The 22,066-nt window shown below is 67.0% G+C and carries 16 protein-coding genes; 6 read left to right on the top strand and 10 right to left on the bottom strand.

What is annotated here, in order from left to right; genetic code table 11:
• Window positions 1-128 precede the first annotated feature (128 nt).
• Window positions 129-2,390: a HelD family protein gene (locus VMT65_RS37320; protein ID WP_326313567.1), complete on the bottom strand. Its 2,262-nt coding sequence runs from the start codon at window positions 2,388-2,390 to the stop codon at window positions 129-131.
• 186 nt (window positions 2,391-2,576) lie between these two features.
• Window positions 2,577-3,911 (bottom strand): diguanylate cyclase domain-containing protein, encoded by a 1,335-nt coding sequence (locus VMT65_RS37315; protein ID WP_326313453.1) that lies wholly within the window; start codon window positions 3,909-3,911, stop codon window positions 2,577-2,579.
• 173 nt (window positions 3,912-4,084) lie between these two features.
• Between VMT65_RS37315 and VMT65_RS37310 the strand changes: the two genes are divergently transcribed.
• Complete coding sequence (locus tag VMT65_RS37310) at window positions 4,085-5,281, top strand: beta-ketoacyl synthase N-terminal-like domain-containing protein (RefSeq protein WP_326313451.1); 1,197 nt, start codon at window positions 4,085-4,087, stop codon at window positions 5,279-5,281.
• Here the strand turns inward: VMT65_RS37310 and VMT65_RS37305 are convergent.
• Together VMT65_RS37305 and VMT65_RS37300 are read right to left on the bottom strand one after the other, a co-directional pair.
• Window positions 5,278-7,011, bottom strand: a complete 1,734-nt coding sequence (locus tag VMT65_RS37305) for a GAF domain-containing sensor histidine kinase (protein ID WP_326313449.1) — start codon at window positions 7,009-7,011, stop codon at window positions 5,278-5,280. The two genes, VMT65_RS37310 and VMT65_RS37305, sit on opposite strands and share 4 nt — an antisense overlap.
• 90 nt (window positions 7,012-7,101) lie before the next feature.
• Complete coding sequence (locus VMT65_RS37300; RefSeq protein ID WP_326313447.1) at window positions 7,102-7,749, bottom strand: response regulator transcription factor; 648 nt, start codon at window positions 7,747-7,749, stop codon at window positions 7,102-7,104.
• 262 nt (window positions 7,750-8,011) lie between these two features.
• Between VMT65_RS37300 and VMT65_RS37295 the strand changes: the two genes are divergently transcribed.
• The gene (locus VMT65_RS37295) at window positions 8,012-8,854 is read left to right on the top strand and encodes a sigma 54 modulation/S30EA ribosomal C-terminal domain-containing protein (protein ID WP_326313445.1); all 843 of its coding nucleotides are present in this window, start codon (window positions 8,012-8,014) and stop codon (window positions 8,852-8,854) included.
• 137 nt (window positions 8,855-8,991) lie between these two features.
• Window positions 8,992-11,994, top strand: coding sequence for an excinuclease ABC subunit UvrA (gene uvrA / locus VMT65_RS37290; protein ID WP_326313444.1), 3,003 nt, complete (start codon window positions 8,992-8,994; stop codon window positions 11,992-11,994).
• Between the two features lie 65 nt (window positions 11,995-12,059).
• Here uvrA and VMT65_RS37285 read toward each other — a convergent pair whose 3' ends face one another.
• The 5 genes from VMT65_RS37285 to VMT65_RS37265 all read right to left on the bottom strand — a co-directional run bounded on the left by VMT65_RS37285 (window position 12,060) and on the right by VMT65_RS37265 (window position 18,876).
• Complete coding sequence (locus tag VMT65_RS37285; protein WP_326313442.1) at window positions 12,060-14,045, bottom strand: ATP-binding cassette domain-containing protein; 1,986 nt, start codon at window positions 14,043-14,045, stop codon at window positions 12,060-12,062.
• Window positions 14,046-14,067: 22 nt separating this feature from the next.
• A complete protein-coding gene (locus VMT65_RS37280) occupies window positions 14,068-15,243 on the bottom strand; it encodes a type III polyketide synthase (RefSeq protein ID WP_326313566.1) in 1,176 nt (391 codons plus the stop codon).
• Between the two features lie 112 nt (window positions 15,244-15,355).
• A complete protein-coding gene (locus VMT65_RS37275) occupies window positions 15,356-16,840 on the bottom strand; it encodes a fatty acid desaturase (protein ID WP_326313441.1) in 1,485 nt (494 codons plus the stop codon).
• A 196-nt stretch (window positions 16,841-17,036) separates the two neighbouring features.
• Window positions 17,037-17,870, bottom strand: a complete 834-nt coding sequence (locus VMT65_RS37270; protein ID WP_442790390.1) for an LppX_LprAFG lipoprotein — start codon at window positions 17,868-17,870, stop codon at window positions 17,037-17,039.
• 304 nt (window positions 17,871-18,174) lie between these two features.
• A complete protein-coding gene (locus VMT65_RS37265; protein WP_326313437.1) occupies window positions 18,175-18,876 on the bottom strand; it encodes an alpha/beta fold hydrolase in 702 nt (233 codons plus the stop codon).
• A 127-nt stretch (window positions 18,877-19,003) separates the two neighbouring features.
• On the opposite strand from VMT65_RS37265, the gene VMT65_RS37260 reads away from it, so the two are divergent.
• Both VMT65_RS37260 and VMT65_RS37255 read left to right on the top strand, forming a co-directional pair.
• Window positions 19,004-19,840 (top strand): class I SAM-dependent methyltransferase, encoded by an 837-nt coding sequence (locus VMT65_RS37260; protein WP_326313435.1) that lies wholly within the window; start codon window positions 19,004-19,006, stop codon window positions 19,838-19,840.
• 6 nt (window positions 19,841-19,846) lie between these two features.
• Window positions 19,847-20,455 carry a TetR/AcrR family transcriptional regulator gene (locus VMT65_RS37255; RefSeq protein ID WP_326313434.1) on the top strand — a complete coding sequence of 203 codons (609 nt, stop codon included), beginning with the start codon at window positions 19,847-19,849 and terminating at the stop codon, window positions 20,453-20,455.
• Window positions 20,456-20,633: 178 nt separating this feature from the next.
• On the opposite strand, the gene VMT65_RS37250 is transcribed toward VMT65_RS37255, so the two are convergent.
• Entirely contained in the window at window positions 20,634-21,020 is a 387-nt protein-coding gene (locus tag VMT65_RS37250) for a DUF1844 domain-containing protein (RefSeq protein WP_326313432.1), read from the bottom strand.
• 332 nt (window positions 21,021-21,352) lie between these two features.
• On the opposite strand from VMT65_RS37250, the gene infC reads away from it, so the two are divergent.
• The gene (gene infC / locus VMT65_RS37245) at window positions 21,353-22,045 is read left to right on the top strand and encodes a translation initiation factor IF-3 (RefSeq protein ID WP_326313565.1); all 693 of its coding nucleotides are present in this window, start codon (window positions 21,353-21,355) and stop codon (window positions 22,043-22,045) included.
• Window positions 22,046-22,066 lie beyond the last annotated feature (21 nt).

Below are 22,066 nucleotides of genomic sequence, written 5' to 3'. Positions count from 1 at the left end.
TGGGGCTTCGCCCCACACCCGAGAGGGAAGCGGGGGCCTAGCCCCGAACCCCCCATACAGAAGAAGTGGCCGAGCCCAACCGGGCTCGGCCACTTCGTCGTTCGCGGGCCAGCGACGATGCTCGCGGGCTATCGATTCAGCCGGTGCAGGACTTCCGGGAGATCCTCGGAGTGCACGACCGCCAAGCGCTGGGTGGCGCGGGTCAGCGCGACGTACAGGTCGTTCAGGCCGCGTGGCGATTCGGTGAGAATGCGGTGCGGCTCGGCCAGAACGACCGCGTCGAACTCGAGGCCCTTCACGTCGTGGACGGTCAGCACGCGCACCGAATCATCGCTCAGGTACGCCAATTCCGGGGCCAGGTCGTGCGGGACGATGACCGCGGTGGTGCCGGGATGGTCGGCCTCGGCGGCGATGAGCCGCTTGATCTCGTCGGCCAGCTCGGTCACCGCCACCCGCCGCGCGGTGGGCTCGAAGCCGGAGTCGCGGACCGAGCGCGGCGCGGGCGCGTCCGGGTCGATGGCGGCCAGCACGTCCCCGGCCACCGCCATGATCTCCGAGGGCGTGCGGTAGTTGACCGTCAGCTCGGTGAGCTTCCAGCGTTTGGCCACATACGGTTCCAGCACCTGCTGCCACGACGAGGCGCCGGCCGGATCGCCGGTCTGGGCCACATCGCCGACGGCGGTGATCCAGCGATTCGGGATGCGGCGCATGACCATTCGCCACGCCATCTGCGAAAGTTCCTGCGCCTCATCCACGATCACGTGCCCGTAGGTCCAGGTGCGGTCCCCGGCGGCGCGTTCGGCGGTGGTCTGGCGGGTGCGCACCTGCTGGCGTTCGGCCAGCTGCGAGGCGTCGATCAGGTCGTAGGCCATGAGCAGCTCCGGATCCAGGTCGTCCTCGAGATCCTGTGGCGCGGAACCGGTCAGGATGTCCAGGGCGTCCTGGGCCTCGGCCAGCTGGGCGCGCCAGCGGCGGCGGGCGCGCTCGCGCTCCTCGCTGTCGTCGATGCCCAGCAGTTCGGCGAGTTCGTCGAGCAGCGGCGCGTCGGCATCGCTGAATTCGCCGCTGTCGCTGCGGTAGAGCTCGGCGCGATCGGCCTCGCTGAGCTGGCCGCCCGCGCTGGCCAGGCGCTTGGGGTCGGCCCACAGTCCGCCCAGCACCTCCTGCGGGGTCAGGATGGGCCACAGTCCCGCGATGGCGCGCTGGATCTCGGCATCGGCGCGCATCTCGTCGCGGATCTCGGTGAGATCGGTCTGGCTCAACAGGTTTCGCCCGCCCAGCGGGTTCGCGCCGATGGCGGCGGCCAGCTGATCGGTGAGGGCGTCCACCACGGCGGCGGCGAAGATGGGCCGGGCCAGATTGTGCGCGCGCCGCGAGGACCGGGCCCGGCCGCGGGCCTTGGTGACGATCTTGCGATCCAATTCCAGCTGATGCCCGTCGAAGTGGAGCCGGATCGGTTCGCGCGGCACCTCCTGCCAGTCCCGCACCGCCTTCTTGAGCACCTCGATCATGTCGAGCGAGCCCTTGAGCTCCCCGGCGCGCAGCGAATCCTCCAGTGTCGCTTGCACTCCCGGGTACAGGTTGCCGACCGTGGACAGCAGCACACCGGTCTCACCGAGCGAGGGCAGCACCTGGCCGATGTAGTCGAGGAAGGTCGAGTTCGGCCCGATGATGAGCACGCCCGCCTTGTCCAGCTGCTGGCGGTAGGTGTAGAGCAGGTAGGCCGCGCGGTGCAGGGCGACCGCGGTCTTGCCGGTGCCGGGCCCGCCCTGCACCACGAGCACGCTCTTGTGCTCGGAGCGAATGATGGCGTCCTGCTCGTGCTGAATGGTCTCGACGATGTCGTTCATGTGCCCGGTGCGGGCGGCATTGAGCGCGGCCAACAGCGCGCTCTCGCTGCCGACGCCGCCGTCGCTGCCCACCACGCCGTCGCGTCGGGCCGCGTCCAGATCCAGGTACTCGTCATTGACCGCGGTGACCTTGCGGTTGCGCGAGCGAATGTGGCGGCGGCGCGTTACGCCGTCGGGCGCGGCGGTGGTGGCCAGATAGAACGGGCGGGCCAGGGGTGCGCGCCAATCCAACAGCAGCGTCTCGTAATCCGCGGACTCGTCGAGGATGCCGATGCGGCCGATGTAGCGGGTCTCGCCGTCGGCGGCCTCGCTGTTCTCGCCGTCGGCGAGGTCGATGCGGCCGAAACATAGGCCATGTTCGGCCGCATCGTATTTGGCCAGGTCCTCGGAGTAGAGCTGGGTGAACGACTCGCGTTCACTGCGCGCCTGCGGGGTGCCGCCGGTCTCGAGGAGCACGGTGCGCAGCCGCCGCTGGGCGTAGGCGCGCATACCGTCGAGCTGTTCGTAAAGCTTCGTGAGGTACTGCTGCTCGCGTTCCATGTCGGGGGACACCGCGGGTGCGGGTTCGGACACGGAACGCTCCTCGGTGAGGTCGGGCAAAACGGAACTCCTTGTTCACCACATCGCCGTGTTGGGAACGGCACGCGAAGCATCGAGAACAGAGTTATCTACTCTAGTGCGCGTTTCCACTCGGCGCCGTATCGCCCGGTCAAGGTGACAAGGAGCTCAGGAGGCGTGGGTGCTGTCGCTGCGACGGCTCAAGGTATTGCTCTGGTGGTTCGGCGGCTTGGCGCGGTACATGGCGAGGTCGGCGTCGTGCAGGACGGCCTCCGGGGTGCGGGTGTCGCCCGGGTGCAGGTGGGTGACGCCGATCGAGGCGTCGACGTGAATGCGGTGCCCGCGCGCGATGATCGGTTCGGCCATGGTCTGGCGCAGGCGGGTGATCAGGGCCTCGAGATCGTCGCCGAGGGTGCGGCCGGACAGCAGGACCAGGAATTCGTCGCCGCCGATGCGGCCCACGATGTCGTCGGAGCGCAGCCCGCGTTGCAGTCGCTGGGCCACGATCTGCAGCACGGTGTCGCCGATCGCGTGACCGAGGGTGTCGTTGATGGCCTTGAAGCCGTCCAGGTCGATGAACAGCACGCTGGACACCGGCAGTGATTCGGTGGTGCCCAACGCCGCCGCCAGCCGCGACAGCACCAGCGCCCGATTGGCCAGTCCGGTGAGCGGGTCGTGGGTGGCCTGGTACTCCAATTGCCTTCGGCTGGCGCGGAATTCGGTGATGTCGTTGAACGAGGACACCGCCGCCGATTCCGGGTCGTCCGGATTGAGCAGGCGGCTGTTGGCCGAGAGCCAGCGCCGCTGCCCGTCGGGGCGGTCCACGCCGAACACGAAGCGCGTCACCGTCTCCCCGGTGGCCAGGGTGCGGATGACCGGATACCAGGACGTGGGCATGGGCTGGGCATTGGCGTCCAACAGCGACAGCGGGATGTCGTCGATATGGGTGCCGATGAGGTCGTCGGCGTCGTAGCCGAAGATGCGGCGCGCGGCCGGGTTCGCGGATTCGATGCGCCCGTGCCGGTCGATCACCACCACGCCCTCCTCGAGCTGCGAGACCACCGTGGCGAAGAACTGCTCGGCCCGGTGCTGGGCGGCCTCGGCGGTGCGCTGCGGGGTGAGGTCGTGCACCACGACCTGGTAGGCGAGGTGGTCGTGCCAGGCGGTGAGCACCGAGACGGTCTCGACGTCGACGGTGCCGCCGTCGCAGCGGCGCAGGGTCATCTCGGTGGGGTCGGAGGCGGTGCCCGCGATGGTGAGGCGGCGAATCCGGTCGAGCATGGGCGCGATGGAGGACGGTTCCACGAAGTCGGTCACCGACCGACCGATGACGTCCTCGGGACTACCGGCCGCCAGCAGCCGCAGCATGGCCGGATTGGCATAGACCACGATGCCGCGCTCGTGGACCACGACCCCGTCGGGACTGTAGTCCACCAGGGACCGGTACCGCTGGGCCAGCTGTTCGGCATCGGTCGGGTCATTCGCCCGATCGTTACCCACCACCTCTTGCACCCCCTGATCGTCGTTGCAACACGTCGCTGGAGCACGGCACCATTCTGTTATCTGAAAAGTTGCTAGTGCAGCTTGCCGACCGTATTGAATGAATCACAGTCCCGCACAGCATCGGCCCGCGCGTGGTGATCATTACGGGCAACAGTCCGAGAGGAGCGATGCAAATGGCTGGCACCATCCCCGAACCCGAGACCTCAGGTCAGCACCAAGATCATATGACCATCGCCGGTATCGGTGCTGTGACCGGGTACGGCTGGGGCCGCGAAACTTTGTGGGAGGGTTTGCTGAGCGGCAAACCCGCCGCCCGGCTCTTTCCAGGGTACGGGCCGGAACGCGATCGGAACGGATGGGTTGCCCGCGTGCCGGAGGGCGGCGATCCGGAATTGCCGGACAGCCGCTACATTCGGGCGGTGCTGGGCGCGGCGCGCGAGGCGGTGGCCGATGCCATCGAGCGTGGTTGGCGGCGCGGACGCACGGTCGGCCTGCTGCACGCCATCGTGCTCGGCAATACCTACGAGTGGCGCGACTTCTACACCGTCGACGGTGGCAAGCGGCGCAGTCGCGACTATCTGCGATTACTCCCCTCGACGCCGGTGGCGATGGTGATGAGCGAGTTCGGGTTTCACGGCCCGGCCATGAATGTGACCGCCGCCTGCTCCTCGTCGAATGTGGCCATGATGACCGCGCAGATGTGGCTGCGCCAGGGCATCGCCGATGACGTGCTGGTGATAGCGACCGACCTGTCCGCGATCCCGGAAATGGTGCAGCCGTTCGTGGCCGTGGGCGCGGCGGTCGACGACACCGATCCGCTCGACGCCTGCCGACCGTTCCAAGAGGGCAGTCGCGGTTTCGGTTTCGGCGAGGCCTCGGTGGCGTTCGTGATGAGCCGCGAGGTGGACCGCCCGTACGCGGCGGTGCTGGGCGGGGGCATGTCCAATGACGGCTACCACGTGATCTCGGTGGACCCCACGCACGAGCAGATCTTCGACTGTGTGAGACGCGCCCTGGCCAGCGCGGATGTGCGGCCCGAGGAGGTCGCCTACCTGAACACCCACGGCTCCGGCACCGCCCAGTGCGATGCCGCCGAAACCGCGCTGCTGGCCCGGCTTTTCGGCGATCGCCCGCAGGTGGTGGCCATCAAGCCGCTGGCCGGGCACTGCCAGGCCGCCTCGGCCGGTGTCGAATTGATCGCCGCCGCACTGGGTTACGAGCGCGATCTGCTGGTCTCCGCGCCCATCGTCGCCCCCGCGCATCCGCGCCTGCTCGACGGTGTGCGGCGCGGCGTGGACGGCATCACGGTGAAGACCGCCCTCGGCATGGGCGGTCACAATTCCGCGCTGGTGCTCGGTCCGGTCGGCTAGTGCAGCGGGACCGACCAGTGCAGTTTGGTGCCGGTCCCGGTGGCGTCGCCGTCGGTGCGACGGCGCGGATAGACCGCGAGGCTGCCGCCGGACTGTTCGGCGCGGCGGGCCAGATTGGTGAGTCCGCTGGGGGTGATGCCGTCGGGGATGCCGCAGCCGTTGTCGGCGACCACGATGGTGAGATCGTCCGCGACGCCGATGTCGATGGTGATGGTGTCCGCGCCGGAGTGGCGCACCGCATTCGAAACCGCCTCGCGCACCACGGCTTCCGCGTGATCGGCCAGGGTGGGCTCGACCACCGACAGCGGACCGGTGATGTGCATGAGCGCGCGAATGTCGGTGGCGGTGGTCTGCTGTTTGACCGCGCGCTCGATGCGCTGGCGCAGTCGGGTGCTGTGCCCGTCGCCGCCGTGCAGGTCGAAGATGGAGGTCCGGATCTCCTCCACCACGTCCTGCAGATCGTTGATGGCGTCGGCGAGCCGTCGCTGCACTTCGGGAACGCGGGCGCGCGGGACCGTGCCCTGCAGGGACAGGCCGATGGCGAACAGCCGCTGGATCACGTGGTCGTGCAGGTCCCGGGCGATGCGATCGCGATCGGTGAGAATGTCCAACTCGCGCATGCGTCGTTGCGCCACCGCCAATTGCATGGCCAGTGCGGCCTGGTCGGTGAAGGCGGCGATCAGTTCGATCAATTCGTCGGTGTAGGGCGCGGATTCGGCCGCGCGCAGCAGGATCAGCACGCCCAGGGTGGTGTCGGGGGTGTGCAGCGGCAGCACCAGCGCGGGCCCGATTCCGGCGAGGGGAGTGCCGAGATCCACGTGTCGGGCGTCGTCGAAGCGCAGGGGAGTGCGGGTGGTCAGGGCCTGCCCGACCGCGGTGCCCGACGCGCGCACCGCGTGCCCGGCGGGCGGCTCACCCGGCCCGGACCATTGCGCCACAACGAGTTCGGTGACGTGTTCGGGTAGTTCGTCGGGGTCCACGACGGCCAGGACGGCGCGCTGCGAGGCGGTCAGCTCCCGGGCGTGCTCGACGACGTGGGCCAGCACCTTGGCCGGTTCGGTGTCGGCCAGGAATTCGGTGGCGATATCGCGGGTGGCCTCGATCCAGGCCTGCCGGGTGCGGGCCTGCTCGTAGAGCCGGGCATTGTCGACGGCGATACCGGCCGCGGCCGCGAGCGCCTGCAGCAGCACCTCGTCGTCCTCGGTGAAGGGGTGCCCGCCGGATTTCTCGGACAGGTACAGGTTTCCGAAGACCTCGCCGCGAATCCGCACCGGCATGCCGAGCAGCGTGCGCATGACCGGGTGGTGCTCGGGGAAGCCGACCGCGGCCGGATGACGCAACACATTGTCCAGCCGCAGCGGCACCGGCTTGTCGAGCAGCAGCCCCAGCACGCCGTGGCCCTCCGGCATATCGCCGATCAACACCCGGGTCTGCTCGTCGATGCCGTGGAAGATGAACTGGCTCAGCTGTTTTTCGTGTCCGCGCACCGCCAGCGCCCCGTACTTGGCGTCGACCAGGATGGTGGCGGCGCGCACGATGGTGCGCAGCGTCTGATCCAGATCCAGGCCCGAGGTGACCGCGAGCATGGCCTCGACCAGCCCGTCGATCCGGTCGCGGGCGTCGATGATCTGTTCGACCCGATCCTTGACCTCGGTGAGCAATTCGCGTAATCGCAGCTGCGACAGCGTTTCACGCACCGAGTACGGGCCGGTGCGGGGTGTGTCGTGCATGGTTGTCCTGCGGTCCGGAGGAGGCGACACGGCATCGGAATTCTATTCGGGGCAAGGTTGGCGAAAGGTTGTCTCGCGGTACACGACCGCTCACGCGGAACGCGACTGCCCCGTCCGTAGTTTCGACGCCAGCACGGCGGCCTGGGTGCGCCGCTCCATGCCGAGCTTGGCCAGCAGCCGGGACACGTAGTTCTTGACGGTCTTCTCGGCCAGGAACATGCGCTCGGCGATCTGGCGGTTGGTCAGGCCGTCGCCGAGCAGGTCGAGGAGTTTGCGTTCCTGTTCGGTCAAACCGGCCAGCGGGCCGTCGAATTCGGTGCTGCGGCGCAGTCGGGCCATGAGGGCGGCCGCGGCGCGATTGTCCAGCAGCGAGCGGCCGGAGCCGACTTCCTTGATGGCCTTGGCCAACTCCATGCCCTTGATGTCCTTGACCACGTAGCCGCTGGCCCCGGCCAGAATGGCGTCCATCATGGCCTGTTCGTCGGTGTAGGAGGTGAGGATCAGGCAGCGCAGATCGTCGATGTCGGCCAACAGGTCTCGGCACAGTTCGATGCCGTTGCCGTCGGGCAGACGCACGTCCAGCACCGCCACGTCGGGGCGCAGGGCCGGAATCCTGGACAGTGCCTGGGCGACATCGCCCGCCTCCCCGACCACGGTGAGTTCGGGATCCTCCTCCAGCAGATCGGTGAGACCGCGGCGGACGATCTCGTGATCGTCGACCAGGAAGACTTTGATCACGACGGCCTCCAAGCTCATTCGGTACCGCGGGCGCGCGTGCGGGAGGGTACGCGCGGTAAAGGCCCAACGTAACTCGCGGCGGGGCAACGAGATACCGCCGAAGGTCCCTAATTTCGCGGTGTGGGGAACGTCCGATGATTTTTTATCGGAGAATTTTCCCCGAAAGTGGTCTGCTTTGGGACCTTCGGCACTGTCGAGGGTGTCGGAGGTGTGTTGCCATGGAGTCGGGTTGCCGGGTCGGAACGGAGAGAGGGGTCTACCGATGGGCGCGTTCGATGTGTGGTCGAGTGGAATCGATCCGGATTTCGTGGTGGCCACACACGGGCCCGTCCCTTCGGGCGAGGTGACTCGGGTGGTGCGCGGACTGGGCAGAATTCTGCGCCGCCACGGGGTCGACGGGCCGGTGCGGGTACGCCTGCACTGGCCCGAATCCGAGGACGAGACCACGCTGGTGCAGGCGAGCGTCCGAACGCTGGGGAAGGCGTTCCGGGTGCAGGTCGCCGGGCCGGGGCGGTTCGCGTCCACGTTCGCGCTGGAGCGCTTGGATCTGCGGCTGGGCTGCCCGCCGGACGAATTGTCGCGGCCCTGGCCGGATCCCGCGCGGCCCTCGCTGTCCGCGGTGACCGGTCCGCGACCGATCGTGCGGCGCAAGGACTGTCGACTACAGGTGGCCACGCCCGCGGCGGCGGCGCGGGTGCTGGACGCCATGGATTACGACGCCCATCTGTTCATCGACGCGGACACCGGATCCGAGGCGGTGGTCTGCTGGACCGGTCCGCTCGGGGTGCGCACCCAGGGGCGTGCGCGGGACGCGGTGCCGTCGATGTACGAGGAGGACGCCGTCACCCGGCTGTGCACGGGTGGGCTGCCCTATCTGTTCTATACCGACGCCGAAACCCGGCGCGGGCGGTTGCTGTACCGGCGCTTCGACGGGGATCTGGCGCTGGTCTCCGCGGCGGGGTCGGAGCGCGGCGCGTTCGAGGACCGTGCGCGCGAACGGGATCGGGGACTGCAACCGCGCGCGATTCCCGGTTGCGGGCGGCGGGCGCTGCCGGGTGTGATGGCGGCCACGGCCTTCGGCGGTGCGGTCGAGAAGTTGGCCTGAGCCGTACTCTGGCGGCGAACAGCGCAATAAACACGGAGTGACCAGCGTTTCAGCGGTCGTAACCAAACTTGTCGGTGGGTGCCCCTAGCATGGCGTCGGGGGTAAGTCTGGATGCTGAAACGTTGGAAGGATGGCCAGTGGCGGATCGCCTGACGGTGCGCGGAGCGCGGGAGCACAACCTCAAAGGGGTCGATCTGGACCTACCCCGCGACAGCCTCATCGTTTTCACTGGCCTGTCCGGTTCCGGTAAGTCCTCGTTGGCGTTCGACACCATCTTCGCCGAGGGGCAGCGGCGGTATGTCGAATCACTGTCGGCGTACGCGCGGCAGTTCCTCGGCCAGATGGACAAACCGGATGTGGATTTCATCGAGGGTCTCTCGCCCGCGGTGTCCATCGACCAGAAGTCGACCAACCGCAATCCGCGGTCCACGGTCGGCACCATCACCGAGGTCTACGACTACCTGCGTCTGCTCTTCGCGCGCGCGGGCACCCCGCACTGCCCGGTCTGCGGGCATCTGATCGCCAAGCAGACCCCGCAGCAGATCGTGGATCAGGTGCTGGCCATGGCGGAGGGGACCAAGTTCCAGGTGCTCGCGCCCGTGGTCCGCACCCGCAAGGGCGAATTCGTGGACCTGTTCGAGTCGCTGAACTCGCAGGGCTATTCGCGTGTCCGGGTCGACGGCGTGGTGCATTCGCTGACCGATCCGCCCAAGCTCAAGAAGCAGGAGAAGCACGATGTCGAGGTGGTCATCGACCGCCTCGCCGTGAAGCCGAGTTCCAAACAGCGCCTGACGGATTCGATCGAGACCGCGCTGCGGCTGGCCGACGGCATCGTGGTGCTGGACTTCGTGGACCGCGATGAGCACGCCCACGATCGGGAGCGGCGCTTCTCCGAGCGGCTGGCCTGCCCGAACGGGCACCCCCTCGACATCGAGGATCTGGAACCGCGGTCGTTCTCCTTCAACTCGCCCTACGGCGCGTGCCCGGATTGCACGGGTCTGGGCATTCGCAAGGAGGTCGATCCCGATCTCGTTGTGCCCGACCCGGATCTGAGCCTGAACGAGGGCGCGATCGCGCCGTGGTCGCGCGGGCAGACCGCCGAATACTTCACCCGGCTGCTGTCGGGTCTGGCCGACGCCATCGGCTTCTCCATGGACACGCCGTGGAACCAGTTGCCGCTCAAGGCCCGCAAGGCGGTCCTGGAGGGCAGCTCCGAGCAGGTGCACGTCTCCTACACCAACCGCTACGGCCGCAAGCGTTCGTACTACGCCGATTTCGAGGGCGTGATGCCGTTCCTGCAGCGGCGCATGGAGGCCACCGAATCGGAGGCGATGAAGGAGCACTACGACGGGTACATGCGGGACATCCCGTGCCCGGTCTGCAATGGCGCGCGACTGCGGCCGGAGATTCTGGCGGTCACGCTGTCGGCGGGCACCGAGCGCATGTCGATCGCGGACCTGTCGGATCTGTCGATCGGGGACGCGGCCAAGTTCCTCAATGCGCTGACCCTCGATGAGCGGCAGGCGGCCATCGCCGCGCAGGTGATCAAGGAGATTCAGGCGCGGCTGGGCTTCCTGCTCGATGTCGGCCTGCAGTATCTGACGCTGTCGCGGGCGGCGGCCACGCTGTCCGGCGGTGAGGCGCAACGCATTCGGTTGGCCACCCAGATCGGTTCCGGACTGGTCGGTGTGCTGTATGTCTTGGACGAACCGTCCATCGGTCTACACCAGCGTGACAACCGCCGGCTCATCGAAACCCTCACGCGCCTCAAGAGTCTCGGCAATACGCTGATCGTGGTCGAGCACGACGAGGACACCATTCACGCCTCGGACTGGGTGGTCGACATCGGCCCGCTGGCCGGTGAGCACGGCGGCCAAGTGGTGTACTCGGGTCCCTACGAGGGGCTGTTGAAGGACAAGGGATCGCTCACCGGCGCTTATCTTTCCGGCCGCGAGCGCATCGAGGTGCCGCTGGTGCGGCGGCCGATCGACAAGAAGAAACAGCTGACGGTGGTCGGCGCGGTCGAGCACAACCTGAAGAACATCGACGTGAGTTTCCCGCTGGGCGTGCTCACCTCGATCACCGGTGTCTCGGGCTCGGGTAAGTCGACGCTGGTCAACGACATTCTGGCGACCGTGCTGCAGAACAAGCTGAACGGCGCGCGGCAGGTGCCGGGCCGCCACACCCGCGTCAACGGTCTCGACCACCTGGACAAGCTGGTGCAGGTCGACCAGTCGCCGATCGGCCGTACCCCGCGCTCGAATCCGGCCACCTACACCGGTGTTTTCGACAAGATCCGCACGCTGTTCGCGGCCACCACCGAGGCCAAGGTGCGCGGCTATCAGCCGGGCCGGTTCTCCTTCAATGTGAAGGGCGGCCGCTGCGAGGCGTGCTCGGGCGACGGCACCCTCAAGATCGAGATGAACTTCCTGCCGGACGTGTACGTCCCGTGCGAGGTCTGCCACGGTGCGCGCTACAACCGCGAGACCCTCGAGGTGCACTACAAGGGCAAGACCATTGCCGAGGTCCTCGATATGCCGATCGAGGAGGCCGCGGAGTTCTTCGAGCCGGTGACCTCGATCCACCGCTACCTCAAGACGCTGGTGGACGTCGGTCTGGGTTATGTGCGCCTGGGACAGTCGGCCCCGACCCTGTCCGGCGGTGAGGCCCAGCGCGTGAAGCTGGCCGCCGAACTGCAGAAGCGCTCCACCGGCCGCACCGTCTATATCCTCGACGAGCCGACCACGGGCCTGCACTTCGAGGACATCCGCAAACTGCTCACGGTGATCAACGGCCTTGTCGACAAGGGCAATTCGGTCATCGTCATCGAGCACAACCTGGATGTCATCAAGACCTCCGACTGGGTCATCGACATGGGTCCGGAGGGCGGTTCGGGCGGTGGCACTGTCATCGCGCAGGGCACGCCGGAAGACGTTGCGGCCGTGCCGGAAAGCTACACCGGCCAGTTCCTGAAGGATGTGCTGGCGAATCAGCCCGCGTCGCTGGCCGAACCGAAGCCGGTGAAGAAGGCGGCGGCCAAGAAGACCGCCGCCAAGAAGGCCGCGCCGAAGACCGACGCTCAGGCCGCCGCCGCGAAGAAGGCCGCCGCGGCCCGTCGCAAGGCCGCCGCGCTGCGCTGAGAAATATCCGTCCAAAGAACCAAGGCCCCGTACCGAAATCGGTACGGGGCCTTGCCTTTCCGCGGCTATTCGGCCGCCGCCACCGGCTGTGCTATTTCGGCCGCGACCGGCTGTGCCATTTCGGCCGCCACCGGCTGGGCGAGCTGCTTGACCTCGGCGATCCGCCCGAAATCGAGCTTCACGATCTGGTCGGCGCAGTCGAAGTACCGGTCGTCGTGGGTGATCACGATGACGGTCTTGCCGCGGTTCTTCAGCTTCACCAGGATCTCCCGGTAGAACACGTCGCGGAACTTGGGCTCCTGATCGGCGGCCCACTCGTCGAACATGTAGATCGGGCGATCCTCGAGCAGTGCGGTCAACAGCGCCAGCCGCTTGCGCTGACCCTGCGACAGCGCGATCGTCGACAGGCGGCCGTTCTCCACGGTGACCTTGTGGTCGATCTGGAGTTCCTTCAAATACTTTCGGACCTCCTCGTCCACCCCCTCGTCGAAGCCCAGGTAGTCCTCGAACAGATGGAAGTCGGTGAAGACCGCCGAGGTGTTCTGCCGGAACCACTCGATGTTCTCGTGGTCGATGGTCTCGCCATTGAGCGACAGGTGGCCGTGCTGCGGGACGTACAGACCCGTGATCAGTTTGGCCAGTGTGGATTTGCCGCTGCCATTGCCGCCGACGATGAACGAGATCTGTCCGGGCTCGAAGCTCAGATCCAGCGGACCGAGATGGAAGCCGGAGCCGTCCGCCTCGGGCGGTGCCATGGGCGCGCCCATCGGAACCGGTCGCCCATCGTGACCGCCGTGGTCGACGAACCGGTGGCCGTTGACATCCGGACGATCGCCGCCGGGCCGCGGGCCGTGTCCGGGCGGCGGACCGCCGGGACGCGCGCCCGCCGGATGCGGTCCGGGACGACCACCCGTCGGCGCGCCGGGCGCACCGGGGCGGCCACCCCGACCCGGGTGGGGCCGCGCTCCGCCACCCGGGTGGGCTCCGGTGCCCGGCGGCGGGCCACCCGGGACGGGCGGGAACGCCGGGGGCGCCTCGGTCAGATAGTTGTAGCTGACGTCATTGAGTTCCAGCCGCGCTGCGGTGGCGGCCGGTCGCTCGGTGTAGGGCAGCGTCGACTCGTCGTGCGCGGTCTGAATGGACAGGTTCAGCGAGCGGATCTTGGCCAGCGCCACATCACCGCGCAGCAGATCCGGAATCCGGTGCATGAAGTTCTGCATGGGCATCGAAAGGAACGTGGTGACAAGGACATAGCCGACCATGACGTTCTGCGGCAGATCCAGCGCCCGGGCCAGGGCGAACAGGATCAGGGCCATGGTGCCCAGCTGCAGCAGCTGGCCGAAGCCCTGCGCGAAGGTGAACTTCGATCCGGCGTCGACATTCTGCACCCGCAGCTTCTCGGCCGAACCGAGCAGATGACGGTCCATGAAATCGCCGCGCCGCCCGCGGTGCAGCTTGAGCTCCTTGATGCCCAGCGACACCTCCTGGAAGGACCGCAGCAGCCCGTCCTCGTTCTCGCGCGCCTCCTTGTAGAGGTGGCGCACCTTCTTGAGAACCGTTTCGACACAGGCGATTCCGAGCAGCGTGCCCGCCACCGTGGTGGCGAAGATGGGGCCGGACACGATCGCGAGGAAGATGAAGCACCCGATGATCGTGGCCAGGTCGATGCAGATGCTCGGAATCGCGGTGACCGCCTGCGACAGTGACCGCACATCCTCGGTCAGCGTCGCGATCAGGCGGTGCTGCCCGAGCCGCTCGAGATGCTCGAGCGGCGCGGACACGATGCGCGCGCTCAGGTCCGCGCGCAACCGGTAGATGGCGTCCTGAGCCAGGCGGATCAGCAGCACCTGCGAGATCACACCGCTGATCAGGATGATCAGGGCGGTCACCACGAACGCCTGCCACGTGACGCCCGGATGCGGTTCCGGTGACACCACTCCCCGAATCAATGTCACCAGATAGGTATTGGCCGCACCGCAGACGAGACCGGAGGCGATGACGCCCGCGATCCGCATCCACGAGATGGAGATGAGGAATCGAATGAGTTGCATGACTGCTGGCTCTCTGGAATTGCTAGGGACGGATGATGTCGAAGATGACGCCCTCGAGGGTGACACCCGGCGCGAACGAGAACGCCACACCCGTCGAGATCGGCCGGTCGGCCGGCTGCGCGATCATCTGCTCGAGCACGAAGATCAGTGAGACGCTGAGCATGTTGCCGTACTCGGCGAGCACGTCCCAGCTGGTCGCCGCCTGCTCCGAGCCCAGGCCGAGCGAGCGCACCGACTCCTCGATGATCTTCGGGCCACCCGGGTGGATCGCCCACAGATCGACCTCGGACTTGGTCAGGCCGTGGCGGGCCAGCACCTGGGTCACCACCGGGTCGACCCCGCGCAGAATGTACTGCGGCAGGTTCTCCGACAGCTCGCAGGTGATGCCATTGTCGTTGACGCCCAGGACGATTCCGTCCTCCGCGTCGTCGAACAGGTAGCTGAAGCTGTCGCGGATCACGATGGACCCGGCGGGTAGTTCCCGCTGCGGGTTGCTCGCGCCGATGACCACCGCGCCGCAGCCGTCACCGAAGAGGCTGTGAATGATGACGTCATTGATGTTGTCGTCGAACACGGCGTTCACCGAGCTCAGCTCCAGGCAGACGACCAGCGCCTTCTTGTCCGGGTGCGCCCGCACGAAATCCACCGCGGCGCGAATGGAGTTCATGGCGGCGGCGCAGCCCATGAAGTTCACGATCACGCGGTTGATCGCGGGCGACAGGCCGAGCTGCTTGACCACGGCCACATCCACGCCGGGCGCGATGAAGCCGGTGCTGGTGGCGAAGACCAGCATGCCGATCTCCTCGGCCGGGTTCGCCAGATGCCCGATGGCGCGTCCGGCCACATCCACGGCCAGCGGCACCGCGTGGTCGTAGAAGGTGTTCATGCGGTCCCGAATGGTGCCGACTTCCTTGCTGTAGGCCAGGAATTCGGGGTCGATCGGGTTGACCGCCAGGTGCCGGGTGGTGATCCGGGTCTTCTGGTAGATCCGCGGAATCCGCTGCTGCTGCACCGGATCGCTGAACAGTCCGGCCACCTGGGCGGCGGCGTCGGCCTGCGAGAAGATCTGGGCCGGCGAACCGGTGGCGATGGACTCGATCACGCCGACGGTGGTCGGCGGGGTGGGCGGCAGTGGCGCGGGCGCGAAGTCGTAACCGGGTTCGCCTCCCACGAACCGGGTCGACGACGCGGGCACCATGCCCCCTTCATCAATGGTGATAGACACGAAATACTCCCCTCGTTTTCGATATGACGACCCCGCGGTGCGGTCGACGCATGTTCTTGATCGCACCGCGGTTGTTGGAATCGGTTCAGACGGTTCCGATTCCGGTGAAGCCCTGAACCGTGTAGACGGCGCAGGTCTTCAGGGCAAGTGGTGAGAAGTGCTCCTTGACGAACCCCCACTTGCGCTCCACCGCGTCGTCGGACGGCGCGAGAATGTAGGTGCGGATCTGCTTCGGGAAGCGGTCGGTGAAGAAGCTCTTGGCGGGCAGCCATTCGACACCGAACTTCGCGGACTCCTCGCGCAGCACGTCCTCGGTCGCGATGTTCGCGAAACCGCTGCGCTGGTAGGGCAGGACGTGATGCACCCGGTGCGAGCTCAGGCCCGCGGACAGGAAGCAGTCGATGTAGCGGTTGCCGACCACCTTGAGGTCGTAGGCCTGCTGGATCTGATCGACGCCCCAGTCCTCGGAATTGTGCTCGAGCTCCTCGGATTCGACCTCGAAGTCGTGGCTGGCCACCACCAGGAAGGTCGAGACCCACAGCGTGAGCACGAATTGCAGGGCCCAGGCCCAGAAATCGCCCATCACGGTGAACACGATCAGCTCGCCCAACAGCAGGAACCGCACGCCGAACGAACCGATGAAGTGCGGCAGCGCCCCACTCCAGGTGCCGTACATGTCCTTGATGCCCACCTTGCGGGTGAGGCGGCAGACATCGAGCAGGCGCATGATCATGCCGGTCACGGTGTGGCCGAACTTGTGCAGGGTGTGGACCGGCACCCGGTACAGCCGCGGGATCCGCATCATCATGGTGAAGACGTTCTTCTTGATGTCGACTTCACTCTGGGTGTGCGGGTGGTGCAGCAGCGCGTGGCCGTCCGCGGTCACGAAAGCCAGTGCGACGTAATTGAAGTCGAAGGCATTCGTGTAGATCTTGTTCATGCCCTTCTGGGCTCGGTGGATGGCGTAGTGCCCGAAACCGGCCAGGCCGCTGCGCAGCAGCACCATGGCGATCACGAACACCGGCAACGGCATCCAGCTGCGCTCGAACAGCCGCAGCCCCTGCACCGCGAAATACGCCACCGCGAGAACGGCTACCACGATATTGAAGTAGGTGTCCATGCGGCGGATCCGCGCGGCCAGCTCGGGTTCCTTCAGACGCGCCTTCACCTTGTGGAGCAGGTCGTCCTTGTTGTCGAAGTTGAACTTCGGAGTGTCGCGCCAGCTGTCGAAGCCCTCGTTGAAGAGGAAGGCGGGCGCATTGGCCTTGGGGTGGATGTCCTCGGGCAGGGCATCACGGTCCAGCGAGTACTTCTTCAGGATCTTGCCGATGGCTTCCGGATTCTTGTGGTACGAACCGACAATCGAGGTGATGTCGCGGTTCTTGGTCCGGCCGATGAAGAACTCGCCGCCCGGATGCTTGGAAATCCAGTCGCTGAGGTCGTAGGCTTTGCCGTTGTAGACCCAGACATTCGAGATCGGCGGTGGGCCGTCGAGCGGGGGCCGACGGAACTCGCCCTCGGGCTCTTGGCGTTCGATCGTCGCGTCGGCTTCCGGGCGTTCGATCGTCATTTCTTCCCTCCACACGCAGGCGACGACGTTCAACTTTCAGACGAAATCGTCGATCCCGCGCCTTGCATTTCACTGAACAGACTCTTAAACGGTTGAACAAACGCGAAAGCCGGTCCGGGGCGCGACGACAACCGTTGCCGCCGTTGCGTTTTCCCCGAACCGGCTCCGAACTCACATGACAGGGTGTAGCGGGTGTCTAGCCACCGGGCTTGGTGACGTGGACTTCCTTACCCCAGTTGGACAGGGTCACCGAAACATTGCCCGAGTCCTTGGTCACGATGGCGCGCACCAGGTTCGGGCCGGTGCCCGGCGAGGCGGCCGTGGACGGCAGCGTGGTGCCCGCGCCGCTCGGGGGAGCGACATCCTGGATGTAGAGGGTGATCGGGAAGGTGCCGCCGTCCTTACCGATCTGCGGAACGATCGGATCGATGACGGAGGCGTCGATGGTGCCGCTGATCTTCACCACGTCCAGGCCGTTGAGCTTCTCGCGACCCTCGGCCTTGGCGTTCTTGACCTGCGCGATGGCGTTGGCCAGACCCTTGTCCTTGTCCAGGATGATGCCCGGATCGTAGATCTTCTCGGCCGGACCGACCTTGGCGTACTTGCTGCCGTCGCCGGTGTAGAGGGTCTTGTCGACGACCAGGAACTTGGTGTCGGTGTAGTTGGCGTCGTCCTGCTTGACCTTCACCTTGGCCTCGCCGATGGCCTGACCCGCGCCCTGCGGCTGGTTGGTGATGTCGGCCTTGATGCTCTCGAACGGCAGGTTCGGGATATTGGTGACCGCCAGATCCGCGTGCACGGCCTGCAGGGTCTGGGTGGTCTTGGCCGACTCGGCGACGATCTGCGCGCCGTCCGGCAGCTGCGACGGCGGCGCGGCCTGCGAGGTGGTGGCCTTGCTGTCCGAGCTGGACGACGAGGAGCAGCCCGCGACCAGTGCGGCCACGGCCGCGGCGGCGATCACGATGGGCAGGGCGCCGCGCCGAATCCGGCTGCCGGACGCGCGTTTTCCTTGGGACATCGGTTCATTCATGTACAACCCCCGAAGCTTCCATTCGATCTCGTAGTGAGGGCAGCCTTGCCGCTGCCCGTCGTAGTATGCAGGACATCGCCCGCGTCCGCGTCGGACAAGGCGATACTCCGGCATCCAACCAGCACCATGTTCGTGTCGCCAAGATTTTTGATCATCGAGTGGCGCAAGCGATTACCCTGCAACCCGAAAATGTCCCATGTGGGACCGAGTGTTAACAGGTTCATCGTGGTGGTGGCAAGCTGAGTGCCCGCTCAGGCGGATGCTGTTCCGTCGCTGAGTGTTTGCCAATTTGTCGCTGAAAATTTCAGCGGGTGGCGGCTTCGTGAATCATTTCCGCCAACTCCACCGGCTTGGACCACATCGGCCAATGGCCTGTCGGCAGATCCAGATAGTCGGCGTCGAGGTTGCGTAGTTCGTGGAACATCGGCTCCTCCCCGCTATCGCGCAGCCGCAGCACCAGCTCCGACGGGAAGCTGCAGCAGATCACCGTGGTCGGAACCTTCAGGCGCGCAGCGGAATCGCCGAGCGTGACGGGGCGGCCCGCCACCCCGGCCGGGACCGACACCGCGCGCTCGCGGAAGCGCGCCAGGGTCGCCTCGTCCAGTCCGGCCAGGCTGTTGCCCATGGCCTCGACCTCGGCCCAGGTCGCCGGAAGTGGGAAGTCCGGCGCGTCCCCGAGTGCGGGGTGCAGGACGAACCCTGGCGGGAAGGGGACGGTGTCGGCGTAGATCACCCGGGAAAAGCGTTCCGGTGCCAGGTCGGTTGCCATGTAGCCGGACGCCCCCGCGCCGGAATGCACCACCAGTGCCACCGAATCCCCGGCGGCGTCCACGATCGCGCACGCCTGGCTCTCCAGCGTCGCCGAGAGCCGCTCCGGGTCCTGTGGATCCAGACCTGGCAACGTCAAAGCCGTCACGTCATCCCCGAGTGCCCGAAGCTGTTCGGCCACTTCCTCCCATGCCCACGCCCCGAGCCAAAAACCCGGGACCAGCAATATCCGTGCCATGTCCGGAAGCATGGCACACCCCACCGACAGCCAAAACCCGTGTGTCTTAGGGGCTCTTGACGGCATCGGTCGGTCGGGCGCATTATGAACATACGTTCATGAACCGTTGTTCATATAGGAGTCGATCATGACCGAAATCGTGAATACCGCCCAGTCCGAAGCGTGGAACGGCTACGAGGGCGAACACTGGTCCGCCAATTACGACCGCTACGACGCCCTGAACCACGGCTTCAACGAGCCCCTGCTGGCCGCCGTCCACATCGGCCCCGGCGACCGAGTTCTCGACATCGGTTGTGGCAACGGCCAACTGACCCGGGCGGCCGCGCGCCGGGTGGGTGCGGGAACCGTGACGGGAGTCGACCTGTCCGGCCCGATGCTCGGCCGGGCCCGCGAACTCGCCGCCACCGAGGACGTTTCCAACGTCACCTTCGTCCAGGGTGACGCCCAGGTATATCCCTTCCCCGACAACGCCTTCGATGCCGCGCTGAGCCGCTTCGGCATCATGTTCTTCGCCGATCCCATCGCCGCGTTCGCGAATATCGCCCGCGCCCTGCGTCCGGGCGGTCGCCTCGCCTTTGTGGCCATGTCGCCCATGCCCGGCACCGACCTCGGCGCGGTATTCGGCGCTGCCGCGGCCCATCTCGACAATTTCGTCGTCGGCCCGTCGGAGGGCCCGTTCGCCGACCCCGACCGCATGCGAATCCTGCTGTCCGAGGCCGGGTTCCGCGACATCGCCATCGAATACCGTGAGGCCGCGGGCATTTGGGGCCGCGATATCCCCGACGCCACCGAGTTCATCATGGGCTGGGGCCCGGTCCGCTACCACCGCGCCCTCGCGGATTTCGCCACCGACGATCAGGTCCGTGCGGCCGTCTCGGCCGCCGTGACACCCTTCGCAACACCCGACGGCATTCGACTGCGCGTCCCGGCCTGGCTCGTCACCGCCGCCACCCCGCTACCGTAACCACCCATGTCCCCGAGAAAGGCAGCGGCGCTCCGCGGTTCCGACGAGGCCCTGCGCGACCACCTCGTCACCACCGCCCAACGCCTCCTCGCCGAGCAGGGCGCGGCCGGTCTGACCGTCCGCGCCATCGCCCGCGCCGCCGGAGTCGCCGACGGCGTCCTCTACAACCACTTCTCGGACAAGGACGAACTCCTCGCCGCGGCGCTCGGCGCCCACGTCGCCGCCGCGCACGCCGAACTCGGTCCCCTCCCCGCACCCGGCACCGCGACCGTCCGCGACAACCTGACCGCCTATCTGCGCGCCGGTCTGGCCCTGCACCGAACGGTCCTCCCGGTCTTCGCCGGTCTGCTGACCGCCCCTGCCGTCCTGGACCGCTTCGCCGAATCCGAAGCCCGAGAAGCGGATTGGCGCGAGCTCCTGGCCACCTACCTCCGCGCCGAACGCGACCTCACCCGCCTAGCCCCCGACACCGACATCGAGGCCACCACCGCCCTCCTCGTCGGCATCTGCCACGACGCCGTCCTCACCGCGCTCCTGCCCGGCGCACCGCACACCCCCGTCGACCCCGACGCCGTGATCACCACCTTGTGGGCCGGAATCGCGCCCCGCGCCTGAACCCCTCGTCATCTCGGTCCTACACCCCGTCATCCCGGCATGCTTTTGGCCGGGATCCACACCAGTCGGTTGGATTCCGGCCAAAAGCGCGCCGGAATGACGGGGGGAAGGTCTTCGAAAACGGCCCGGCGCGACCGAGTTCGGTCGCGCCGGGCCGGAAGCCAGGGGAGCGGGTGGGTCAGTAGACCGGGCCGGTGTACTTCTCGCCCGGGCCCGCGCCGGGGGCGTCGGGGTATGCGGAGGATTCGCGGAAGGCTCGCTGCAGGGACTGGAGGCCCTCGCGGATCGGACCGGCGTGGGGGCCGAGGTACTCGACCGAGGCGGTGACCAGACCGGCGAGCGCGGTGATGACGCGGCGGGCCTCGTCGAGATCGAGGTGCGGGCTGCTGGCCGGATCCTCGTCGCCGAGGCCGAGCTTCTCGGCGGCGGAGCTCATCAGCATGACGGCGGCGCGGCTGATGACCTCGACCGCGGGGATGTCGGCCAATTCGCGGACGACCTCACCATCGAGGAGGGCGGCGTCCTCTACTAGGGTCGAATCGTCGTTCACGGTTGCCTCGCTCATGGGGTAGAGCATGGCATCGCGCCGGTCCGCGCTGGTCGCGGGGGCCGCCGATTCGGAGCTGGCGGCTATGAGTGTTAGACTCTTCCGCGACGACCGTCCCGGACTGGTTACTGCAACCGACACGGGGCATCAAGTGGAGCCCGACTCCCACCGTCTACCGGCAAGTCACTTGCCAGGTTCGACGGTCCGGTCGCCCATCATTTACCTGATGGGTTCCGCATGCGGGTTTGTCCTGCATGTGGTGCGATGCAGCTTGTTTGCGTCGAAGATCGGTCGACTCGGGCCCCGTGGCGGTGAAATACCAACACGGGGCTTTCGTGTTGAAATTGGGGTTGCAGTTATTGCTTGCGGTCGTTGACGAACCGCTTGACCTAGGAGGCCCCATCAGCACTGAGACCCGCATCAACGATCGCATCCGCGTTCCCGAGGTCCGACTCATCGGACCGGGTGGCGAGCAGGTTGGGATCGTGCGTGTTGAAGATGCACTACGCGTCGCTCAGGAAGCTGACCTCGACCTGGTCGAGGTCGCGCCGGACGCACGCCCGCCGGTGTGCAAGATCATGGACTACGGCAAGTTCAAGTACGAGACCGCGCAGAAGGCACGTGAGTCCCGGAAGAACCAGGTCCAGACCGTGATCAAGGAGCAGAAGCTCCGCCCGAAGATCGATGACCACGACTACGAGACCAAGAAGGGCCACGTGCTGCGCTTCCTGCAGGCGGGCTCGAAGGTCAAGGTGACGATCATGTTCCGCGGTCGCGAGCAGTCGCGCCCCGAGCTCGGGTTCCGGTTGCTGCAGCGACTGGCTTCCGACGTCGCCGAATTCGGTTTCGTCGAAACGTCGGCCAAGCAGGACGGCCGAAACATGACCATGGTCCTCGCGCCGCACAAGGGCGCGAAGACGCGGGCGAAGGCTCAGAACGACGCGAGCTCGTCGCAGCAGCGCAGCACTGCGCCGGCGGCTCCGGCCGAAGCGCCCGCCGAGACGGCAGCCCCGGCTGCCGAACCGGCTGCCCCGCAGCAGTAATAACGAGAAGCTCCGAAGGCG

It is taken from the genome of Nocardia sp. CDC153, from assembly GCF_035818515.1.
Classification (GTDB): Bacteria; Actinomycetota; Actinomycetes; order Mycobacteriales; family Mycobacteriaceae; genus Nocardia.
Note: the sequence above shows the minus strand (reverse complement) of the source record. Positions and strands in the feature narration are given on the sequence as shown.